General features: G+C 36.5%; 18 protein-coding genes. 14 read left to right on the top strand and 4 right to left on the bottom strand.

Going from position 1 to position 21,842, the window contains the following annotated elements:
- Nucleotides 1–10 precede the first annotated feature (10 nt).
- A complete protein-coding gene (locus V6S17_RS07115; RefSeq protein WP_029091810.1) occupies nucleotides 11–721 on the top strand; it encodes a uroporphyrinogen-III synthase in 711 nt (236 codons plus the stop codon).
- Nucleotides 722–751: 30 nt separating this feature from the next.
- Here V6S17_RS07115 and V6S17_RS07110 read toward each other — a convergent pair whose 3' ends face one another.
- The gene (locus tag V6S17_RS07110; RefSeq protein WP_029091809.1) at nucleotides 752–1,252 is read right to left on the bottom strand and encodes a cysteine hydrolase family protein; all 501 of its coding nucleotides are present in this window, start codon (nucleotides 1,250–1,252) and stop codon (nucleotides 752–754) included.
- A 203-nt stretch (nucleotides 1,253–1,455) separates the two neighbouring features.
- The gene (gene lexA, locus V6S17_RS07105; protein WP_029091808.1) at nucleotides 1,456–2,058 is read right to left on the bottom strand and encodes a transcriptional repressor LexA; all 603 of its coding nucleotides are present in this window, start codon (nucleotides 2,056–2,058) and stop codon (nucleotides 1,456–1,458) included.
- A gap of 148 nt (nucleotides 2,059–2,206) precedes the next feature.
- Here lexA and yneA point away from each other — a divergent pair, with 148 nt between their 5' ends.
- Nucleotides 2,207–2,539 carry a cell division suppressor protein YneA gene (gene yneA / locus V6S17_RS07100; RefSeq protein ID WP_029091807.1) on the top strand — a complete coding sequence of 111 codons (333 nt, stop codon included), beginning with the start codon at nucleotides 2,207–2,209 and terminating at the stop codon, nucleotides 2,537–2,539.
- 92 nt (nucleotides 2,540–2,631) lie between these two features.
- Here yneA and V6S17_RS07095 read toward each other — a convergent pair whose 3' ends face one another.
- The gene (locus V6S17_RS07095; RefSeq protein ID WP_029091806.1) at nucleotides 2,632–3,633 is read right to left on the bottom strand and encodes a choloylglycine hydrolase family protein; all 1,002 of its coding nucleotides are present in this window, start codon (nucleotides 3,631–3,633) and stop codon (nucleotides 2,632–2,634) included.
- A gap of 551 nt (nucleotides 3,634–4,184) precedes the next feature.
- Here V6S17_RS07095 and tkt point away from each other — a divergent pair.
- The 9 genes from tkt (at nucleotide 4,185) to V6S17_RS07050 (ending at nucleotide 16,187) form a co-directional block, all read left to right on the top strand.
- On the top strand, nucleotides 4,185–6,176 hold the full coding sequence (gene tkt / locus V6S17_RS07090; RefSeq protein WP_029091805.1) for a transketolase: 1,992 nt from the start codon (nucleotides 4,185–4,187) through the stop codon (nucleotides 6,174–6,176).
- A gap of 157 nt (nucleotides 6,177–6,333) precedes the next feature.
- Nucleotides 6,334–6,594, top strand: a complete 261-nt coding sequence (locus tag V6S17_RS07085; RefSeq protein ID WP_029091804.1) for a YneF family protein — start codon at nucleotides 6,334–6,336, stop codon at nucleotides 6,592–6,594.
- 205 nt (nucleotides 6,595–6,799) lie between these two features.
- On the top strand, nucleotides 6,800–6,928 hold the full coding sequence (locus V6S17_RS07080) for a hypothetical protein (protein WP_256084816.1): 129 nt from the start codon (nucleotides 6,800–6,802) through the stop codon (nucleotides 6,926–6,928).
- A gap of 110 nt (nucleotides 6,929–7,038) precedes the next feature.
- Complete coding sequence (locus tag V6S17_RS07075) at nucleotides 7,039–8,283, top strand: MFS transporter (protein ID WP_029091803.1); 1,245 nt, start codon at nucleotides 7,039–7,041, stop codon at nucleotides 8,281–8,283.
- A 143-nt stretch (nucleotides 8,284–8,426) separates the two neighbouring features.
- Nucleotides 8,427–10,175 (top strand): ABC transporter ATP-binding protein, encoded by a 1,749-nt coding sequence (locus tag V6S17_RS07070; protein WP_029091802.1) that lies wholly within the window; start codon nucleotides 8,427–8,429, stop codon nucleotides 10,173–10,175.
- Entirely contained in the window at nucleotides 10,175–11,956 is a 1,782-nt protein-coding gene (locus V6S17_RS07065) for an ABC transporter ATP-binding protein (protein WP_029091801.1), read from the top strand. The genes V6S17_RS07070 and V6S17_RS07065 overlap by 1 nt, the downstream gene beginning before the upstream one ends.
- Nucleotides 11,957–12,089: 133 nt before the next feature.
- Entirely contained in the window at nucleotides 12,090–12,563 is a 474-nt protein-coding gene (locus V6S17_RS07060; RefSeq protein ID WP_029091800.1) for a CcdC family protein, read from the top strand.
- Between the two features lie 2,185 nt (nucleotides 12,564–14,748).
- Nucleotides 14,749–15,315, top strand: coding sequence for a LemA family protein (locus tag V6S17_RS07055; RefSeq protein ID WP_029091798.1), 567 nt, complete (start codon nucleotides 14,749–14,751; stop codon nucleotides 15,313–15,315).
- A 26-nt stretch (nucleotides 15,316–15,341) separates the two neighbouring features.
- Nucleotides 15,342–16,187: a TPM domain-containing protein gene (locus V6S17_RS07050; protein ID WP_029091797.1), complete on the top strand. Its 846-nt coding sequence runs from the start codon at nucleotides 15,342–15,344 to the stop codon at nucleotides 16,185–16,187.
- Between the two features lie 56 nt (nucleotides 16,188–16,243).
- Here V6S17_RS07050 and V6S17_RS07045 read toward each other — a convergent pair whose 3' ends face one another.
- Complete coding sequence (locus V6S17_RS07045) at nucleotides 16,244–16,849, bottom strand: lysophospholipid acyltransferase family protein (protein ID WP_029091796.1); 606 nt, start codon at nucleotides 16,847–16,849, stop codon at nucleotides 16,244–16,246.
- A gap of 173 nt (nucleotides 16,850–17,022) precedes the next feature.
- Here V6S17_RS07045 and V6S17_RS07040 point away from each other — a divergent pair, with 173 nt between their 5' ends.
- The 3 genes from V6S17_RS07040 to V6S17_RS07030 are packed head-to-tail and all read left to right on the top strand — an operon-like array spanning nucleotide 17,023 to nucleotide 21,838.
- Nucleotides 17,023–17,538, top strand: a complete 516-nt coding sequence (locus V6S17_RS07040; protein WP_029091795.1) for a GNAT family N-acetyltransferase — start codon at nucleotides 17,023–17,025, stop codon at nucleotides 17,536–17,538.
- Nucleotides 17,539–17,593: 55 nt separating this feature from the next.
- On the top strand, nucleotides 17,594–18,745 hold the full coding sequence (locus V6S17_RS07035; protein ID WP_029091794.1) for an exonuclease SbcCD subunit D: 1,152 nt from the start codon (nucleotides 17,594–17,596) through the stop codon (nucleotides 18,743–18,745).
- The gene (locus tag V6S17_RS07030; RefSeq protein ID WP_029091793.1) at nucleotides 18,746–21,838 is read left to right on the top strand and encodes an AAA family ATPase; all 3,093 of its coding nucleotides are present in this window, start codon (nucleotides 18,746–18,748) and stop codon (nucleotides 21,836–21,838) included.
- The last annotated feature ends 4 nt before the right edge of the window (nucleotides 21,839–21,842 follow it).

Below are 21,842 nucleotides of genomic sequence, written 5' to 3'. Positions count from 1 at the left end.
AGGGAAGCCCATGGCACGAATCATTGTGACTCGAATGCCTCATCAAGCAGCAACTTTGTGTCAGTTGATCAATGAGACAGGTCATGAAGCCGTTCTTTTCCCTGTTCTTAAAATTGAGCCTCTAAATCAGGCTGAAATCACAAAAAAATTACGTGCATTAACGGCTGCTGATTTTGTTGTATTCACGAGCCAAAATACCGTTCATCGGGTGTTAGATAGTGGACCCAATAGACAGTTCAAAGCTATTTCAATCGGTCCGGCAACATCGCAGGTATTAGAATCTTATGGTCTTAAACCTGTGATTGAAGCTGCTGATTTTATATCAAGTGGATTGTTTGAGGTTATAGCACAACAACTGAAAGATACAGATCGGATATGGTTACCGCAATCTGCACGAGCAACCAATGAATTAGCAGAAAAGTTAGCGACTGTTTGTGAGGTTGAACATACAAGTGTCTACACTGTCGTTGAAGCAAAAAGAGAACCGTTTCAATTTAAGGCAGATGATACGGTTGTGTTTACAAGTCCTTCGGCTGTTATTGCTTTTATTAACTTATTAACTGCTGAAGAACATCAGTTGTTGTCTCAATTGACATTATTATCGATTGGACCAGTGACAACGGCTGTTATTGTAGAAAAGGGATTAAATGTTGCTTATGAAGCGCATCCTTATCATATAGAAGGTTTTCGTTCGTATTTCAAAAACCAAAAAAAGGTATAAAACAATATGTTTTATACCTTTTTGGTGTAATTAAATAAAAGTGGCAAAGCGATTATCCCATATATTTTCATAAAAACGCACCGTATTTTCTGCACTCATAAAAGCATTAGAATAAGTTGTTGTGCCACCTCTTAACATTTGGATTAAATAACCCAGTGCATGAGCATTTTTTACAGTTGCATCCACACAATATTCGGTTTGAGCACCACAAATTTCGATACGGTTTATATGTTCTTGTTCAAGCAATTCTTTTAAATTAGTCTTATAAAAAGAATTGGCATGTGTTTTTTGAATATAATGAGTCGCTTTTCCCTTGTCCAACGAGGGGATGACTTCCCAAGGGGACTGTCCTTGAATCAAATCTTCGTCAGTATGTTGAACAATGATGATGTTTTTCCCTTGAGACGTATAATCAAGCATACGTTTATTTATTAGAGTAACTAATGAAGATAGATTGAAAATTTCTGTGTCGTTGTAACACACGCCATTCTGTAAATCGATAATGATTAGAGCATCAGCTAAAGGCTTCATCAAAGGACCTCTTTCTTTTTTAATAATGAAATTATAGCATAAATAATTTTAAAGCATTAGCAATGTCATTCATGATTATAGGTATTTTAAAAATGATTTAGTATCCAAAAAAAGAGAAATAAGCAACAAGCTGCCTATTACTCTTTTTTTAATTGTATTAATTATTGTATTAAGATAATTAACCGATGTAGCGAAAGAAAAGGCTACATTTCTCTAAATACACCTACAACTTTACCAAGAATAGATACATTTGGTAAGTAGATGGGTTCCATCGAATCGTTTTCAGGTTGAAGTCGTATACGGTTACTTTCCTTAAAGAATCGTTTACAAGTTGCTTCGTCATCCTCTGTCATAGCAATAACAATATCGTTATCGTAAGCCGTATTTTGTTGGCGGACGATTAATTTATCTCCATCCAAAATACCTGCATTTATCATACTTTCACCGTCAACTTTTAGCATGAATAATGTGGCATCATTGACAAGCATTGATTCAGGAAGCGGGAAGTATTCCTCAACATTTTCTATTGCAGTAATAGGAACACCAGCTGTTACTTTACCAACCAATGGCACATTCACAGTGCCAACTTTAGGTGAATCATCCATTATTTCGATTGCTCTTGGTTTAGAAGGATCGCGTTTGATTAGCCCTTTTTGTTCAAGGCGTTCAAGGTGACCGTGTACAGTAGAACTTGATGCAAGGCCAACTGCTTCACCGATTTCTCGAACAGAGGGCGGATAACCTTTTGATTTTACTTCGTCTTTTAAAAATTCAAATATTTCACTTTGACGTTTAGAAAGTTTCATAATTACACCTCTGTATGGTTTTTTGTATCTTTAGTATACCATTTGCTCTTGACAAATACAAACGTTTGTTCTGTTTTTGTGTTGACAAGAACAAATGTTCGGTATATGATATAAATACGAACATACATTCGACTGGGGGATTTAATTTATGAAAACTTTAATATCACGTATTTGGACTAATTTTTCTTTTGTTATTATCTTTACACTTATTAGTGCTTGTTTTTTCCTAATAGTAGGTTTTAAAACAGCTGGCATAGATGAAAGTAAGTACGAACAATATACTATTGTAGAATCAGATAACCTTTGGACAATTGCTGAAAATTACGCCTCGTCAACTAAAGAAGTACAATCAATGGTGCAATGGATGAGTGAGAATAACGACCTTATTAATGAGAATAAATTGGAAGCGGGCACTAAAATTTACATTCCTGTAAAAAAACAACAGACTGCTGATGAAATCATGTATGCAAATAATGATTAGTCTTTTGAAGTTAATGCATTAAAACTAAATTGAATAAATAAAAACGCTACAATTAACACGATGTTAGTTGTAGCGTTTTTGTATAAAACCCCTTAGTTAAGACAGTTGATATCCTCTTCAGTCTGTACCTTAAATTCCTTATATTCGGTTGAAGCGATAAGTTCATCGTTCAATGTTATTTTTTGAAGTCGTTGGTTGCTATAAACAGCAAAATAAAAACTTAATGATTCGGCGCACATGTAGCTACTGTAACATGTGTAGTCAGGTTCACCTTGTGGATCAATCACCACTCCATTAGGAATACTAACTGATTCCAGAATATGATGAGATAAACTGACGGCTTCAATTTCATTTTCGGGTTGTTTAGAAAAGTTTCTTAAGTAAGCCACTCTCACAAAACGAGCAGGAGGGGTATAGTCACCTGGTAAACCAAATGTACCTGATCCTTGACTGAAAGCTGACAGTTCTTTATTTGCCAGAGTAATCGGTTCATGTTGGTGAGGTGTCACTGTGATGTAGTTGCGTAAATTTGTTTCGTGCCAAGAATAGTCAGGACTATTCGTCATCACCCCGATAGAATCTTCAATGATATTTAAACCATTGGGCATCGGTTCAACAATAATTGTTGCTCCTGTTTTATCAGAAAAGATAAAATGTAGAGGTGGCAATTTACTGATAATGGGGTTGGTATCATTAATAAGTGTAATAGATTCTAGTAACTGTGTTTTGACATCTTCGACCGTTGTTGCTTGCGATAATATGTAGGGGATAACTTTATCAGGAGAAATTGCGAGTGTTTCGTCTGCTGCTGTGTCTTTATAAGTTGCGTAACCTGGAAAATAGAGGGTTGCTCCCATAAGACCTTTTTCATTAATACCATCAAAAAGAATCGGTGAATTATTTAAAATTTGCCCCATACCGATAAAAGCAAATTTTGATGTTGTTGAATCTGACGTTGTATAAGTTAAATCAAATGTTTTGTTGCGTGGAACAAAAACAACTTGTTCCGCCATTTCGATTCCAAAGTCCATTGTTCGAGAAAGCAAATGTTTATTATCTTTTGATGTTAATGTAAAACTACTGCAACCTATCATTCAAATCATCCCTTTTCTTGTTATTTTGTAAAGAGTTAAAAACTTTGTGTGTGTGCTTTAATTATAATCTTAAATCACTAATATTAAAAGCGTTGAGTTAGAAAAGATGTGTCTTATTTACTAATTTTTGCGTTTTTAAATAACAATTTAATGACTAATGACTGCCTATGATAAAAGAATAACTGTATTTCGGGAAAAAGTATCCGTTCAATTCAGAATAATTTCCACCTTATTTAACAAAAGAACCAAAACGACCCAATCATTGGAAAATAATTTGCTTGTGAGGTGTTAACTAACGACAGACTGAATACGCTATCATTTTATTGTTCTAAAAGCAGAGTTAAAATAAAAAATAGGCAATAAACAGCGGTTTTATAAGCTTTTTAATATCTATCTCTAGTGATTTGCGCTGAAATGGTTTATAATAATTCTTGTATGCTTAGTTACATTGCAATTTAGCTGTTTCACGTTTTTAATAACTCAAAAAGTTAGCAGAAAGTGAAGCAGTGTGTAATGGGTATTATTAATATATTTTGAGGGGATGTTTTTAAATGTTTGATAAAGTTGATCAACTCGCAGTGAATTCAATCAGAACTCTTTCAATGGATGCTATTCAAAAGGCCAATTCAGGACATCCAGGTTTGCCGTTAGGTGCAGCACCAATGGCATACACACTATGGTCACGTTTCTTAAACGTTAACCCAAGCAATACAACATGGTCAAACCGTGATCGTTTTGTGCTTTCAGCAGGACACGGTTCAATGTTGTTATACAGCTTGTTACATTTATCAGGTTTCAAATTAAGTATTGAAGACCTTAAAAACTTCCGTCAATGGGATAGTTTAACTCCAGGACACCCTGAATTTGGACATACTGATGGCGTAGAAGCAACAACTGGTCCACTTGGACAAGGTATCGGTATGGCTGTTGGTTTTGCAATGGCAGAACGTCATTTAGCTGGGATGTATAACAAAGATAAATTCAACGTTGTTGACCATTATACATACGCTTTATGTGGTGATGGCGATTTAATGGAAGGTGTTTCAGCAGAAGCGGTTTCAATGGCTGGTCATGAGCAATTAGATAAATTAATTGTCCTTTATGATTCTAATGATATTTCATTAGACGGTGATTTAGATCGTTCATTCTCTGAGAGCGTTCAAAAACGTTTTGATTCTTATAACTGGCAACATTTATTAGTTAAAGATGGTAATGATCTAGCTGAAATTGAAGCGGCAATTGCAGAAGCTAAAGCTAATACTACTCAGCCAACAATTATCGAAATTAAAACAGTTATTGGTTTTGGTTCTCCAAAACAAGGTACAAGTGCTGTCCATGGCGCGCCTCTTGGTCCAGAAGGTATTTCTGAAACAAAAGCTGCTTATGGTTGGGATTTACCAGACTTTACAGTGCCTGAAGAAGTATATGCTCGCTACCAAGCAAACGTTGCTGATCGTGGTGCAAAAGCTGAAACCGAATGGAATGCATTATTTGCTTCTTACAAAGCTGAATACCCAGAATTAGCTCAACAATTTGTTGATTCTTTTGAAGGTAAATTACCTGCAGGTTGGGATGCTGATCTTCCATCATTTGATGAAGGCTCTTCAACAGCTTCTCGTGCATCAAGCGGTGAAGTAATCAATGCAATCGCAGATAAAGTTCCATTCTTCTTCGGTGGTTCTGCCGATTTAGCTGGATCAAATAATACGACTATTAAATCAGATGGTCAATTTACAGTTGATGCTCCAGAACAACGTAATATCTGGTTTGGTGTACGTGAATTCGCAATGGCTACTGCGTTAAACGGTATGTCGCTACATGGTGGTTTACGCGTTTACGGTGGTACGTTCTTCGTATTCTCAGATTACCTTAAAGCAGCAGCTCGTTTAGCTGCAATTCAACACCAACCTGTAACTTACGTGCTAACACATGATTCAGTTGCTGTAGGTGAAGATGGCCCAACACATGAGCCAGTAGAACAACTTGCAAGCTTACGTTCTATTCCGAACATGGTTGTTATTCGTCCAGCGGATGGTAACGAAGTAAAAGCGGCATGGACTATTGCGTTGGAATCACAAGATCATCCAACAGCATTGGTATTGTCTCGTCAAAACTTACCAGTGGTTGCAGGTTCAGCAAGCAAAGCAGCAGACGGCGTTCGTAAAGGTGGTTATGTAATCTCACCATCTACTAAAGATGTTGCTGATGCTATCTTAATTGCTACTGGTTCAGAAGTTAACTTAGCTGTACAAGCACAAGCTGCGTTGGCTGCTAAAGGTACTGATGTTTCTGTTGTCAGCATTCCATCGTTTAACTTGTTTGATAAACAATCAGCTGAATATAAAGAGTCTGTTTTACCAAACGCTGTTCGTAAACGTGTGGGTATTGAAATGGGTAGCTCATTCGGTTGGGGTAAATATGTTGGTTTAGATGGTACTGTTATCGCAATTGATACTTTCGGTGCTTCTGCTCCAGGAGAAAAAATCATCGAGGAATACGGTTTTACAGTTGATAATGTTGTAAAAGCTGTTGAATCTTTATAATCGAATTTAAGAAGAAGTGAGGGGCGGGATACCGCTCCTGCTTTTTTTTGCAAACTCGAAGTAGAAATATCACAGTAGAGTTGATGACAGCTATTGTCATAACGTTAATTATCAAGTACAATAATAGAGATAAATAAGAAATGGGGGAAAGTAAATAATGAGTTTATGGTTAGGAATTACACTTATTGTAGTTGCACTTGCTGCGGGTCTAGCACTCGGTTTCTTTTTAGCACGTCGCTATATGATGAAGTATCTACAAGAAAACCCACCTGTTAACGAGCAAATGTTAACAATGATGATGGCGCAAATGGGTCAAAAACCATCACAAAAAAAGGTCAACCAAATGATGTCTGCAATGAGCAAACAACAAGCGGCTGCACCTGCTAAAGAAAAAGAAAAGAAGAAAAAGAAAAAATAATAGCATATATCTGTGTTTATAGAGTTAATATAAATTATGATTATGAAAATTTCTCTTTTAATTGAATTCTATTCGGAAAACACATCTCTTAGGAGGTGTGTTTTTTTAGTATGTAGACAAATTGTGAGAATAATCAAAAAAATCTAGGCAATACTACAAAGATATGCTATATTAAATTTAACGAAAAGAAACGGAGGTGGAAAAGATGGGATCAACAATTTTTGTATTACGTAATGAAGTGAAGAATTACCACAATACGCTTGCTTTTATTTCCAATGTTCAAGGGGATAATCTGTCTTCTTTTAAATTTAATACAAAAACAACGAGTAGTTGACCTTTCTTTTTCACTTATGAAAAGGCTGCTTGTTACCCAGGCAGTCTTTTTTTGTGCGCAAAAATAAGAGACGCCAATGACACGATAAAAAACCAACAGGATGGTGCTCTATGAAAATTTTATTATCAAAAAATATTAAAACGACCTTAACAACATCATTTATGAGCAGTTTAATCTACGCTTGTACGATGCCGTTTATGATTATTTACTTGGCAAAACATACGCCAACAGGAACAGCAGGAATTATTGTTATTCTGAATGTTGCTGTATCTTTTTTAGCAGGAATTATTGGTGGCTATTTGGCAGATAACCATCAACGAAAGCGAATTTTATTCGTGTTTCAAACACTGTATGCTGTTGGATTGTTAACAATTGTTTTTAATCTCAGTGGTTTGCTCGCTCACATTAATTGGTTGGTTGTGGGTTACTTTATTTGTGGAGCAGCTTATAACTTCTACACGCCAGCATACTCAGCTGTTGTGTTGGATTCAACCACGAGGGAAAATCGTAAGAAAGTCTATCAATATGAATATTGGATTTTTAATTTATCGATGGCTATTGGTGCATCAATCGGTGGATTTGCCTTCAAAAATTATTTGTTACCGCTATTTATAGGAGCGGTAATCATGCAGCTTATCGTCACGTTTTTTCTACAAATGAACTTGCGATATGAAAACAAGATAATGGATCGTAAAGATACTAAAGTTATACGTCATCTTTTTTCAACATACGCAAAGGTGGCGAAAGATCGCCGTTGGTTAATGTTTGTTGTTGGTATGGCTTTGTATCAAGCGGCAGAATTCACAATGGGAACTTATACAGGTGTGCGTCTGTCAAAAGAGTTTGATATGATTCATCTCTTTAACATTGCCATTGATGGTGTTAGAATGTTGAGCGTTTTACAAGTTATCAATACGTTAATGGTTGTTTTTTTAACCTTTTTATTAACGCGTATAACAGCAGGCTTAAAAGAAAAGTATGTTGTCTTTTTTGGACTACTTATCTATGTAACAGGGTATGGAGTGATGGCAACGGCAAATAGTATCACGTTATTAGTACCGATTATGGTCATCGTTACGATTGGTGAATTGGTTGCAACGCCATTATTAAGCGCAAGAGAAGTTGACTTAATTCCTGATGATAAACAAGCATCTTACTTAAGTTTTTCGGGTTTATCATTTCAATTTGCTCAGCTAGTTGCAGGTTTTGCTTTAACATTAGGCGGCTTTGTCAGCGCATTCTACATCAGTGTCTATATCATCGTTTTAGGAGTTATTGGTGTCTTATTTGTATCAATTAGCTTATATCATCGAAAACATCAAAAGACCAATCCTGAGGCTACTAGTCGGATATAAACAGTCTTCTTGACCTTAATATAGGTGAATAGTATGATAGCTAAATGAATGTTTGCTTATGGAAAGCCATGCTGTCCGCCACTACATCAAGCGCAGTATGAGCTGTTTTGTATAGATAATTAATTGGAAACAGAGGTGGAAAAATGAAAATATTTAAAGATTTATGGTGGTTCTTCAAACAAGAAAAAAGAGCGTATATTATTGGGGTAATTGCTTTGGTAACGGTTTCATTGTTATCATTAATTCCTGCGCGTTTGATCGGTAAAACCGTTGATGCCATTGCAGACCGAAGTTTAACGATGGGATCTTTTCTTACTATTATTGCAACACTCGTCGTTACCGCTGGGATTATGTATGGGTTACGTTATGTTTGGCGAGCTTACATTTTCGGCTCTTCATTACGACTTGAACGACAAATGCGTAACAGTTTGTTCAAACATCTTACTAACATGTCAGGTTCGTTCTTTCAAAAACATCGTACAGGTGATTTGATGGCACATGCAACAAATGATTTGAAAAGTATTCAACAAGTTGCGGGTGCTGGTATTTTGACATTAGCCGATTCAGTTTTAACTGGGGGAATGGTTATCGTCACAATGGCAACACTTATCAACTGGAAATTAACATTGATTGCTCTATTGCCAATGCCTTTAATTGCAATATCTTCGCAATTTTTAGGTAAAAAATTACATATCAGTTTTAGAGATGCACAAAGTGCTTTCTCTGATATGAATGATTACGCCCAAGAAACAATCGGGGGTACAAAAGTAACTAAAACATTTGGTCAAGAAGAAGCTGAAATTAAGCATTTTCAGTCACAAACAAATGACGTACGTAAAAAAAATGTCATCGTGGCACGTCTCGATTCAGCGTTTGACCCTGCGATTAATATTATCGTTGCTTTAAGTTACGCATTGACTTTATTTGGTGGTGCTTACCTTATTCGTCAATCAGAAATAACGATTGGGGATTTAGTTTCATTTATTACATATTTAGGTATGTTAGTATGGCCAATGCTCGCTTTTGGGTTTTTATATAATATACTTGAACGTGGATCGGCATCTTATGACCGTGTCGCTATTTTAATGGCTAACGAAGCAGAGGTCACTGATCGTGAAGGCGCGGTTGATGTGACACCAACAGGTGATATTACAGTGGACGTTGAAGAAGTCCGTTACGCGGATGATAAATTAGCCTTGCACAATATTCACTTCAAGATCGGTGCAGGTGAAACATTAGGTATCGTTGGGCGCACAGGTGCAGGTAAAACGACACTTGTTCAAATGCTCTTACGTCAAGTGAATCATTATGAAGGACTTATCACAATTGGTGGACGTGACATTAAGGATTACACGCTTGATTCGCTACGCCGTTCAATTGGGTACGTTCCACAAGATCAATTTTTATTCTCAACAACGATTCGTGAAAATATTCGTTTTGGTCGTCCAGAAGCCACACAAGAAGAAGTTGAAGCAGTTACTCGTTTAACAGCGATTCATGACGACATCGAGGCCTTTACTGAAGGTTACGATACAGTAGTCGGTGAACGTGGTGTTTCATTATCCGGGGGACAAAAGCAACGTATTTCGATTGCACGTGCCTTATTAATGAATCCCGAATTACTCATTTTGGATGATGCCTTGTCTGCAGTAGATGCTAAAACTGAAGAGGCGATTGTCAGCGCCTTGAAAGAAACACGTTCTGATAAAACAACAATTATTTGTGCTCACCGTTTAAGTTCAGTTCAACACAGTGAACAAATTTTGGTGTTAGAAAATGGTGAATTGGCTCAATCAGGTCGTCATGCAGAATTAATGTTAAGCGATGGTTGGTACAGTCAAATTTTTGAACAACAACAACTTGTACAAGCGTCAGAAGGAGGTGAGGGCTAATGGAAAAGTTTGAAAAACTCACTGGAAAACAACAGTTAGCAACTTTGAAACGGTTGCTCAGTTATGCAAAACCTTACAAAAAAAGCCTTGCATGGACATTGATTTTAACGTTAATCGTCACATTAGGTAACCTGGCAACACCTTTGTTAATTAAATACATTCTTGATAATTTCATCCAAGATAAGAGCACCGATATTGCTGCGCTCTCATTGTGGACAGGAATTACATTTGCAACGTTTGTCGTAACCTCACTTGTTTGGTATGTAGAACAATTACGTTTTCAAAAAACGGCATTTCATATCGTTCAAGATTTACGTACAGGCTTATTTCAAGACCTACAAAAGAAAGGGATGCGTTTTTATGATCAAGTCCCTTCAGGTAGTATCGTCTCGCGTTTAACCAATGACACAGAAGCGATCACTGATATGTTTGTATCAGTACTTTCAACAGCGGTTTCGGCTGTGTTTATGTTGACAGGTATCTACATTACAATGTTTATCCTCAACGTTAAGTTAGCGCTGATATGTTTATTGCTACTACCGATTTCAATTTGGATTATCTTTTTGTACCAAAAATACAGTACAACTTTTTATCAACAAGCTCGTGAACAACTAAGTGAAATGAATGCAAAGCTAGCAGAATCAATTTCGGGAATGCCGATTATTCAACAATTTAGCCAAGAAAAACGTTTACGTAACGAATTTTCGGAAACCAATGAAGCATACTTTGAAGCAAGCTTTAGAAACACTAAATTGAATGGTTTATTATTAGGACCTGCTATTCAATTACTCTCAGGTTTAGGGATTGCTATTATACTTTTCTACTTCGGTTGGGCATCGTTTTCAGGTGCTGTATCAGTCGGTGTGGTATTTGTATTCATTAGCTATATCCAACAACTCTTTAACCCAATCCAACAAATTATGGAACGTTTGGCATTCTTCCAACAAGCAGTTGTTGCATCGTCACGTATCTTTAAAATGATGGATAATCACGAATATGCACCAAAACAGGCAGAAACAACACATCGTGTTATCAAAAAAGGTGAAGTTGAATTTAAAAACGTATCTTTTTCATATGATGGTAAACAAGATGTGTTATCGAATATCTCTTTCGTCGCACGTCCAGGGGAAACCGTTGCTTTAGTTGGGCATACAGGAAGTGGTAAAAGCTCGATTATCAACTTAATGATGCGCTTCTACGAATTCGAACGTGGAGATATTTTGATTGATGGTGTATCAATTAAAGAGTATCCAACAGCAGAATTACGTGAGAAAATGGGCTTGGTTTTACAGGATTCATTCCTCTATTATGGAACGATTTCTGATAACATTCGATTGAAAAATGAGAACTTAACACAAGCTCAAATTGAAGAAGCGGCTGAATTTGTTCAAGCTGACCGTTTTATCAATGAATTTCCAAATGGGTATGAACACCGTGTTGTTGAACGTGGTGCAGCCTTCTCACAAGGTCAAAAACAATTACTTTCATTTGCACGTACAATTGTGACTGATCCGAAAATTTTAGTGCTCGATGAAGCAACAGCAAGCATTGATACTGAAACAGAACAACTTATTCAAGAAGGTTTGGTTCGAATTCGTCAAGGACGTACAACGATTGCGATTGCACATCGTCTGTCAACGATTCGTGATGCAGAACAAATTCTTGTATTGGATCATGGTAAAATTGTTGAACGCGGTACGCATGATGAACTAGTGGCTCAACGAGGTATCTACTTCAGTATGTATGAATTACAAAATAAATCGGAAACTGTGATTGATTAAAATATAATAACAGGTATAAAAATTAGTAATTAAGCAGCCAGAAATGGTTGCTTTTTTATGATGATTTCCTTTGACCTTATCATAAATAGAGCATATAATAACGAGTGGAATAACGTTTAAAAGGAGGATGGTTATGTCTTTTTGGGGTTCAGCAATTATTACACTTGCGTTTGGTGTTGCCATTATTATTATTCGCATGAAATCGTCGAAAGATCCAGCGACATTTAAAAAAATATGGATACCACCACTAGGCATGCTAACGGGAGGATTGATGTTCGTTGTCCCGATGTTTCGCGTTTCGCCACCAAATATTTTGGAAGCGATTGGGCTAGGTTTAGTATTCTCGATTGTGTTAATATGGACAACAAAATACGATATTCGTGGCGATGATATTTACATTGTTCGCACAAAATCGTTTCCTTATATACTAATGGGGTTACTCGTAATTCGTTTAATTATTAAGTACTTTTTAGCAGACACAATTGATTTTGGTGAGTTAGCAGGGATGTTTTGGATCCTTGGTGTAGCGATGATTTGGCCTTGGCGAATTGCGATGCATTTTCAACTCAAATCAAAATTACGAGAAAAAAGTAGTGTTTTAAACTAATGAAGTATTTTGTGAAACAATGATACCTTCATCTAGTAATACACTTAACGTATAAGGTGGGTTTTCTGGTAATAATCGGAAACCCATCTTTTTTATTATCTGTAGTGATATCATCATAGGATTAAAATGCAACATCAAAATATATTAACGGACATTCTCAATTTGGGGTGTCTTTTTTTTTTTTGGTTTATAACTGACACTAAAAGTGAAATTATGATAAGAAATCACATTATTAACAAGGTATTATAAAACTAGGATAGCGAGTGACAAAAGAGAGCTTCCAAATAATCACAGTTAAGTTTCTTTTACATTCAAATAAGCTATCATAATGTTTTATCTGACAGGAATAGTAAATAGCTATATTCTCCAAAAATTTTAAGGAGGTGATATCAATGATGGTACTGACGTTAGTAGGTATGGCGTTTATTCCGTTTCTTGCTTTAGTTGGCGTTTCAACATGTTAATAAGTTGAAAGTGACTTTTTAGCAATAAAATGAAAACAGCCTTAAAGTTGAAATGCGACAAAAATTAGTAATTAAACCAGAAAGAACATCTGAAATCAGTGAACATTCCCTCATAAAATAGAGGATTTATTTTCGATTATTGATTGGAAATTCTCTTTTTTATTGTATTGATTAAAGGTGTGATTTTAAGCTATATTAATTGACTGTCTTTATTGATGATATTTTTTTGGTTCATAAATGACACTAAAAGTGAATTTATGATAAGAAATCACTGTTTAAACAAGGGGTTATTAAAATTAAGGTCAACGCGTAAAAAGGAAAATCACTTGAAAATTATAAGGTGTTTTTCGAAGCCTGAATAATTGCAATATTGAAAAAATAACGATGATATCTTCACTGGTAATACAGTGAAGACACAATTTTAATTATGATTTTAAGGAGGTGATTATGATGATGGTACTGACATTAGTAGGTATGGCGTTTATTCCATTTCTTGCACTAGTAGGAGTTTCGGCATGTTAATGAGTAAATAGACAGCAAATTAAATAAGGTGACAGATGATGCTTAGTGCTATTTTATGTTTCAGGAGCACTTATTATCGTTAATTATTATTTAAAACAGGCAGGAGGTGTTCAAATGTTTACAGCAGCAATCCTTGGGTTCTTCGCAGTCCCATTCTTCACGTTAATCGGAATTTCAGCATGTTAATCAGAAAAAATATATTTTCAAAAATAAGTTGAACAGGAGGTGAGCATAATGGTAGTAGGACTTTTATTTGCAGCACCATTACTTTTAGTCGGTGGATTAGCATCAATTAAATTTTGTTAATAATTATAAAAAAGTTAAAAAGGAGGTGTTCAAATGTTTACAGCAGCGATCCTTGGGTTCTTCGCAGTCCCATTCTTCACATTAATCGGAATTTCAGCATGTTAATTAATAGTTGATCTCGTTAGTACCCCAAAGAAATCCGGACTTTTTATAAGATAGAGTTCATATTAAATAGGGGACTTATAAAAGAGGCAATATAGCATTTATTTGAAGTCTTATATTTCTTAATTTACAAAATATGAGAACAGCATGCTTAATTTGATACTGTTTGACTTTGTACGTTAAAGAAACAACTGATCTAGCATTACCCCCTAATATTAATGTGCTTCTATTATATTAACTAAACTTAATTAGACTGTTGATTTTTGATATTTAATCGAAAATCAGCAGTCTATTTTTGATATTTAATCGAAAATCAGCAGTCTATTTTTCATATTACTTTTCAGCAATGACTGGAATCTAGTAGGTTGAACAAAAATGTCGCAGCATACATCAAAATACCGACAATTATACAAATTAGCCCATATTTAGAAAGTTTTGTTTTTGAAAAAAGACTAATGATAATTAGTAAAAGTCCAAAAACACCTACAGTAATTGAAAGAAAAACAATTATTGGACCAATAATATTAGCGATCATTCTATCAACCCCCTTTTAGCTTCAACATTATTTAAGTGACTATGACTTTTTGTACTAGTTGATGAGAAAAACATACGGTTTCTTCATTACTTCTATTACAAGTGTTATTTACTGAAAATGATTTTTTAACTATTGTAGATAGTATAGCAATGTGTAGTATAAAAAGATATCCAATTGATAACTACTTTTACTTTAGTGTATAATTAAACTAGTCGGATAGTAACTAATTTAGATGAAATGAAATGGGGAATGAAAAGTGAAAAGTTGGATGAAAATAGGTATTATTATTGTTGCTATTTTAGCAGTTGTAGCTATTCCAGTTGTGAGTACTTACAATAGTTTGGTGACTGTACAAAATGATGTCGAAGAACAATGGGCAAACGTTGATTCTAAATTACAACGTCGTTTTGATTTAATTCCTAACCTAGTAAACAGTGTTAAAGGAAGTATGAAACAAGAAAAAGAAGTCTTTGGTCAAATTGCTGAAGCACGTACTCAGTATGGTTCTGCGAAATCAACAAATGAAAAGGTTGAAGCTAGTAATCAGTTAGATAGCGCACTTTCACGTTTGTTAGTAGTCACAGAGAATTATCCTGATTTAAAATCAAATGAAAATGTTACAAAATTAATGGACGAGTTAGCGGGTACAGAAAACCGTATTTCAGTTGAACGTGATCGTTATAATAAAGTCGTTAAAGATTACAATGCCAAAACAAAACGTTTCCCAGGTTCAATTGTTGCGGGAATGTTTGGTTTTGAGAAAATGAAATTCTTCGAAGCGACAGCTGGAGCAGACAAAGCACCAACCGTTGATCTCGACTAATTAAAGTCACTGGGAGGTGTCTCGTTATGCGGAAATTAAACCATCCGCTCTTTTTAGTAAGTATCCTTTTGATAATGTTAACATCATTTGTGACGTTACCAGTCGTTCATGCAGCTGTTAAATATCCTGAACCAACAAAGGCTTTTTATGTATCTGATGAAGCAGGGATTCTAACAACAGATACGACTAAATACATGATTGATGTCAACAAGAATTATGAATCAACCAAAGAAAAACCACAAATTGTGGTAGCAACAGTTGACAGTCTACAAGGTCAAGAGATTAACGATTATGCTGTTAAACTATTTGAAAAATGGAAAATAGGAAATAAAGCAACAGATAATGGTGTGTTGATACTGTTCTCAAAAGGGGATCGTAATATCCATATCGAAGTAGGATACGGGCTCGAAGGTGCGCTCACAGATAGCGGAACAGGTGCCATTTTGGATAACAATATGGCTGCTTTGAAAAGTGATGATTTTGACAAAGCGTTAAAAGGTATCTTTACAGAAGTAGCAGTAAAAGTTAATAAAGAATATGAGTTTAATAACGATACTATTTTTGCTGGTTATGATGTCGATACGAGTGTATCAGAAGATAATTCTTCTGGTTTTGGTGGCGGTATTGGTATTGCTATCCTGTTAATTGTTATCCTACTCGCACTTTTTAGTGGTCGAGGTGGAAAAGGCGGTTCAGGAGGCGGCAATAACGTCGGTACTATTTTATGGATATTATCACTACTCAGTAACAACAACCGTGGTGGTGGTTCAGGAGGCGGCTTCGGCGGCGGATCTGGCGGCGGTTTTGGTGGAGGAGGCTCGTTTGGAGGCGGCGGTTCAAGCGGCGGCGGTGGAAGCAGCCGGAAATTTTAACGTTTATTTTGCAAAAAAAGAATCATCTGCCATTATAGCGGATGATTCTTTTTATACTATTTTTGTTTTTTAGAGGCTTCAACCTCTAAACGAAGTTTCTCAAAGGCAGCGACTAATAACAATGATTTTTCTTCAAGTGCTTCTTTTGTTTTAGCATCATCCATATAGATAGGTTCACCATAACGAATCGTAACTTTATGGCGTTTAAACCAATCTTTCACATTTTGAGGACCATCGTAATAAGCAGGTACAATCGGTACCTTGGCCATTTTAGCAATTGTAACAGCCCCACGTTTTAATTGGTTGTGAGTGTTTTTACGTGTACCTGAAGGGAAAATACCAAGAACATTACCATCTTTTAACAACTTAACAGGGACTTTAAGTGCGCTTGGTCCAGGGTTTGTACGATTGACGGGAAATGCTTTTAAACCGCGTAAAACTTTACCAAATAATTTGTTATGAAAGAGTTCTTCTTTAGCCATAAAATGAATTTTTATCGGTTTGATTGTTACACCTAAGTACAAAATTTCAAGCCACGATGTGTGAGGTGAAACAAGTACGAATGGTGTAGGAATTACTTTGTCTCTGTTTTGGACAGTATAACGTCCATTAATTACAAGGAGACAAAAAGCAATAATAGATCTTGCAAAATTATAAAACATGATAGGACACTCCTGTCGATTGATTTTCAAAGACTTCTTTATTAATTATAGAGGGTTATCAGCTAATTGAAAAGGGTTTAAGTTAATATTTATTACACAAATGGTCTAATGCTAGGGGGAAAACAAACGGAAATAGTACCTTCTAGTATCATTATAGTTAAGGATGTGAGCAAATGATAACCACAGAAAGACTTTTTTTAAGAGAAATGACAACGAAGGATTTCACTGATTTATGTTTAATATTACAGGATGATAAAGTAATGACTGCCTACGAAGGAGCGTTTAACGATACAGAAGTTTCAGACTGGTTAGCAAAACAACAACGCAATTACCGTGATCACGGTATTGGATTATGGGCAGTTATTTTAAAAGAAAATGGACGCTTTATCGGACAATGTGGTTTGACCTGGCAAGAAGTTGAAGGTGAACATTTATTAGAGGTCGGTTACTTATTTAATGCCGACTATTGGCATCAAGGTTTTGCCACTGAAGCTGCAATAGCGTGTAAAAAATATGCTTTTAAAAGATTGGGAGCTGATAAAGTATTTTCAATTATTCGCGATACAAATAGGGCCTCGCAGGCAGTAGCGTTACGCAATCAGATGACACCAATTAAGACGATTATAAAACATTATAGACAAATAGATATGCCTCACACTGTTTATTGTGTAGAAAAGGGAGGGCAATAGCTTTTTTTAGTGTATAATTAGACTATTACAGAGATACAGAAAGGACGAGACAAGAATGAAAATTGTACATACAGCTGATTGGCATCTCGGTAAAATCGTTTCCGGACAATCATTGACTGAGGATCAGGCCTATCAACTGCAACAACTCGTTGAATTGCTTAAGGATGAAGCTGCTGATGTTTTAATGATTGCAGGTGATTTATACGATCGTGCTATTCCACCTTTGGAAGCAGTCGAACTTTTAAATGAGACGTTAGCAACGATTAACTTAGAACTTAAAATTCCGATTGTCGCAATTAGTGGAAATCATGATAGTAGCAATCGTTTAAATTTTGGTAGCAGTTGGTATCAGAAAAATGGTTTTTATTTGACCACTCAAATCAGTCAAATTTTTAAACCTGTTACCATTGGCGATGTGCAATTTTGGTTAATTCCTTTTTTTGAAAATCTCGAAGCGGCTGCCTACTTTGAAGACAGTACCATTCGTACGCAAGAAGCTGCGATGCGACGGATTATTGAACAGATTGAACCACTAATGGATCGCTCTAAACGTCAAATTGCAATGGCACATCTATTCGTAACTGGCGCTGAACCAAGCGAATCAGAACGCCCATTAGCAATGGGGGGTGTTGATGCTGTGAGTGCAAAACTATTTAAAGCATTTGATTATACTGCTCTAGGTCATTTACATCGCCCACATGCTTTAGGAAAAATAACCACAGACACCCTACCTCAAGGGACGGTGAGTTATTCTGGTTCATTATTGAAATATTCTTTTTCCGAAGTAAAGGATCAAAAAAGTGTTCGCATTATCACTGTCCCGCAAAAGGGAGAGTTGCAGATGCGTGAAGTTCCTTTACACCCTCAACGAGACATGCGTCTAGTCAAAGCCGAGATGGCAGCTTTATTAGCTGAACCGACTGCTTTTGGACCTGTGGATGATTATTTACAAATAACACTCACTGATGTGGGGGATGTTTATGAACCGATGCGTCGTTTGAAGGAAGTTTTCCCACACCTTTTACATTTAGAGCGGGCAGCACAAACGGCTATTCATCAACAAGGGCAACAATTCAAAGATTTAAAACAAGCGGATATCCTAACCCTGTTTTCGCAGTTTTTTGAAACAGTTGAGCAACAACCACTTACTGATGTTGATCGTGAGTTTATGCAAAATGTAATTGATGAGAGTAGAAGAGGTGAATAGATGAAACCAATTGAATTGATAATAGAGGCATTTGGACCCTATGCAAAAAAACAGGTGATTGACTTCCGAGAGTTAGCATCCGAACATATCTTTTTAATTACAGGGAAAACAGGTGCAGGGAAATCAACCCTTTTTGATGCGATGAGCTTTGCTTTATATGGCGAAGCCAATGGTGATATGCGCGATTCACAATCACTACGCTCCGATTATGCGGATGCAGATACACCAACAGAAGTAAGCCTTACTTTTGACACTAATGGTGTCAGGTATCGTATTGTTCGACGCCCACAACAATTACTTAATAAAAAACGTGGCTCTGGCCAACGCTTAATTAGCGGGGAAGCCTCGTTATTTAAACTCGAATCAGATACTGAAACAGTACTTGGCGCCAATATACGCGATGTTCAAGAGGCAATGGCAGGGATTATACCTTTAACCGTTACGCAATTTCGTCAAATAATGATGATTCCTCAAAATGAATTCCGTGAATTATTAATGAGCAACAGTAAAGACAAAGAAGAGATTTTACAAAAATTAGCGGATACAGCCATCTACAAAAAAATTCAGGAACAACTCTTTGAAAAACAGCGTGAATCTGAAGAAGTTGTGAAAGTTATCGATCGTCAATTGCAAGGGTTACGTGATGATTACCATGAATTGGCTGCAGCAGATGAAAATTTACAACAACATTCCGATATTATGGCTCATTTAGCAACGTTGAATCAAGCAACTTTAGCAGCTTTAGAAAGTACAGAGATGCAAAAAAACAGCGTTGAACAGCGCCATACAAAACTCCAACAGGAGCTTGCAATTGCACAAACGCTTATTCGTCAATGGGAACAGCGTGAGCAAGTAACGACATCTTTGGCAACATTAGAAGAACAGGCAGAGGAACAGTCTAGACAAAGTCATTTATTGGAACAAGCAACAGCAGCTCAACCGATTATGGCATGGATCAGTGAACAAGAAAAAATTAAAGCTGCCATACTTGAAAAAGAACAGCTGGTTAAAACCGCTGCAGAAGAATTAACGTTGTTAAATAGTACAACAGACCAATTAACAACAACAAAAGCAGAATTGGAAGCAAAACGTGAACAGTACCTCACAACAAAAGCAGAAACAGCAGAATGGCAACGCTATTTGCCTGCCTGGCAACAACTGCAAAGTTTGCAGGAGCAAATGAACACTATCGTCAAAGCTCAAGAAGCCAATAAGGAAAAATTTGATCGTCAAGTTGTCCTATTAGAGACGGATAATCAATTGGTGGTAGAAGCAGAAAAACATGTTGAGCGTGCACAAGGTCAGGAAACACAACGTCTACTTATAACACAACGGATGGAAGAACAACAACGTTGGTTGCAGCTTTATAGTGAAGTGGATGAACTTCTTGATGCTTCGTCACGCGACACAGAGGCAGTGGGTTATCTTGAACAACAACTTGCAAAAGAAGTTGCCAAGAGCGAACGCTTGCAACAAGAGCGCTCGAACATTATTGCAGAGGAACGTCAACAGCTTGTGGCACAAATTGCGTCACAACTACAGGAAGGAGATGCTTGCCCTGTTTGTGGTTCTGAGTCTCATCCTCATATAGCAGAAGCGGCTCATTTGATTGATAGTGAGAAAGCACTTGCGGATATTGAGCAGTTGATGAAGGGTGTTTTGTCACAAATAGAAGAAACAAAAATTCAAATTAGAACTAAACAATTTCAAATAAAACAAACAGCTGGGCATATTGCGGCAAGTTATGAAAAATTGAATGTAACAGCTACAACAGCTTCTGAACAATACGAATGGCATGTTCAAGCTTTGAAAGATGAGCAAGCGGAACTCAGCGCACTTAATTATGTACTAACATACGAAGAAGCGAAGGCAAAGCAACAACGTTTGATTGCTAATTACAACCGTCACCTCGAAGAAAAACAAGCGTTGGAAGTAGCGCTTAAAACGGCAGTTGCCCAAATTAGAGGAATTGCCAGTGACCGTCAGCGATTAGAAGCCGATACACCACCAAGGCCAGATGATTTAAAGGCTGTGATTAAAGCTGTTGAAGAAGCCACTCAGATTATTTCTGCTTTTGAAGCGGAAGAACAAAGTGTATCTGAACGTGTGCAAGCGAACCAAATTCAGCTCACTAAACAAACTGCAGCATTAGATTCAGCTGAAAAGGCACTTCATACAGAGCAAGAACGTTTAACTGAAATGACAAATAGTATCCTTGAAAAACAACGAGCTGCAGGTTTTAATGATCAAGCAAGTTTTGAAGCAGCTTGTTTAGCTTCTGAGGTTTTCTTGGAACTGAAAGAACAAGTCACGGCTTATCAGCAAAAATATGCGCAATTAAAAGAGCAATTAGCAACGTTAGTAGGTGTATTAGACGGACAAACTTACCCTGACATTGCTAGTATTCAAAATAATTTAAACCTTTGTAACGAAGAACGTCACGTTATTGAACAGCGTGTGCGTGTGTATCAACAACAAGCGGGGCAAGAAGAGCAGTTGATCAATGGCTACCGTAAGCAACAGGCTGCGATTGTATCAGCAGAGTCTGTGTATTCACAAGTTAGTTATTTAGCAAATGTGGCCCGTGGTAAAAATGGTTCTAAATTAACGTTTGAGCGTTATGTGCTGACGGCATTTCTTGATTTAATTTTAGAATATGCAAACCCACGTTTACGCACGATGACTGATGGTCGTTATCAACTCCAACGTCAAGCAGAATTAACAAAAGGGAATGCACAGAGCGGTCTTGAACTATCTGTCATTGATGCTTATACGTCTAAAACAAGGCATGTAAAAACACTCTCCGGTGGTGAAAGTTTTAAAGCGTCACTTGCGTTAGCTTTGGCTTTGGCCGATTGTATTCAAGAATTAAGTGGCGGTATGTCTTTAGAGACAATCTTTATTGATGAAGGGTTTGGGACACTTGATCCAGATTCACTTGAACAAGCGATTGATATGTTGCTCGATACACAAGCAAATGGTCGTTTAGTAGGTATCATTTCACATGTACCCGAACTAAAATCACGCATTCACAGCAAATTAGTTATCAATCAAACAGCAAAAGGCTCAACAACGCATTTTAGTTTCAATTAATGCC

This window comes from Brochothrix thermosphacta DSM 20171 = FSL F6-1036 (genome assembly GCF_036884295.1).
GTDB lineage: Bacteria > Bacillota > Bacilli > Lactobacillales > Listeriaceae > Brochothrix > Brochothrix thermosphacta.
The sequence above is the reverse complement of the archived record's forward strand: the minus strand, read 5'-3'. Positions and strand labels throughout refer to the sequence as shown.

Bases quoted from the DNA above. Each gene is read 5' to 3' on its own strand.
- V6S17_RS07115 (WP_029091810.1), top strand. From the start codon at position 11: ATGGCACGAATCATTGTGACTCGAATGCCTCATCAAGCAGCAACTTTG.
- V6S17_RS07110 (WP_029091809.1), bottom strand. From the start codon at position 1,252: ATGAAGCCTTTAGCTGATGCTCTAATCATTATCGATTTACAGAATGGC.
- lexA (WP_029091808.1), bottom strand. From the start codon at position 2,058: ATGAAACTTTCTAAACGTCAAAGTGAAATATTTGAATTTTTAAAAGAC.
- yneA (WP_029091807.1), top strand. From the start codon at position 2,207: ATGAAAACTTTAATATCACGTATTTGGACTAATTTTTCTTTTGTTATT.
- V6S17_RS07095 (WP_029091806.1), bottom strand. From the start codon at position 3,633: ATGATAGGTTGCAGTAGTTTTACATTAACATCAAAAGATAATAAACAT.
- tkt (WP_029091805.1), top strand. From the start codon at position 4,185: ATGTTTGATAAAGTTGATCAACTCGCAGTGAATTCAATCAGAACTCTT.
- V6S17_RS07085 (WP_029091804.1), top strand. From the start codon at position 6,334: ATGAGTTTATGGTTAGGAATTACACTTATTGTAGTTGCACTTGCTGCG.
- V6S17_RS07080 (WP_256084816.1), top strand. From the start codon at position 6,800: ATGGGATCAACAATTTTTGTATTACGTAATGAAGTGAAGAATTACCAC.
- V6S17_RS07075 (WP_029091803.1), top strand. From the start codon at position 7,039: ATGAAAATTTTATTATCAAAAAATATTAAAACGACCTTAACAACATCA.
- V6S17_RS07070 (WP_029091802.1), top strand. From the start codon at position 8,427: ATGAAAATATTTAAAGATTTATGGTGGTTCTTCAAACAAGAAAAAAGA.
- V6S17_RS07065 (WP_029091801.1), top strand. From the start codon at position 10,175: ATGGAAAAGTTTGAAAAACTCACTGGAAAACAACAGTTAGCAACTTTG.
- V6S17_RS07060 (WP_029091800.1), top strand. From the start codon at position 12,090: ATGTCTTTTTGGGGTTCAGCAATTATTACACTTGCGTTTGGTGTTGCC.
- V6S17_RS07050 (WP_029091797.1), top strand. From the start codon at position 15,342: ATGCGGAAATTAAACCATCCGCTCTTTTTAGTAAGTATCCTTTTGATA.
- V6S17_RS07045 (WP_029091796.1), bottom strand. From the start codon at position 16,849: ATGTTTTATAATTTTGCAAGATCTATTATTGCTTTTTGTCTCCTTGTA.
- V6S17_RS07040 (WP_029091795.1), top strand. From the start codon at position 17,023: ATGATAACCACAGAAAGACTTTTTTTAAGAGAAATGACAACGAAGGAT.
- V6S17_RS07035 (WP_029091794.1), top strand. From the start codon at position 17,594: ATGAAAATTGTACATACAGCTGATTGGCATCTCGGTAAAATCGTTTCC.
- V6S17_RS07030 (WP_029091793.1), top strand. From the start codon at position 18,746: ATGAAACCAATTGAATTGATAATAGAGGCATTTGGACCCTATGCAAAA.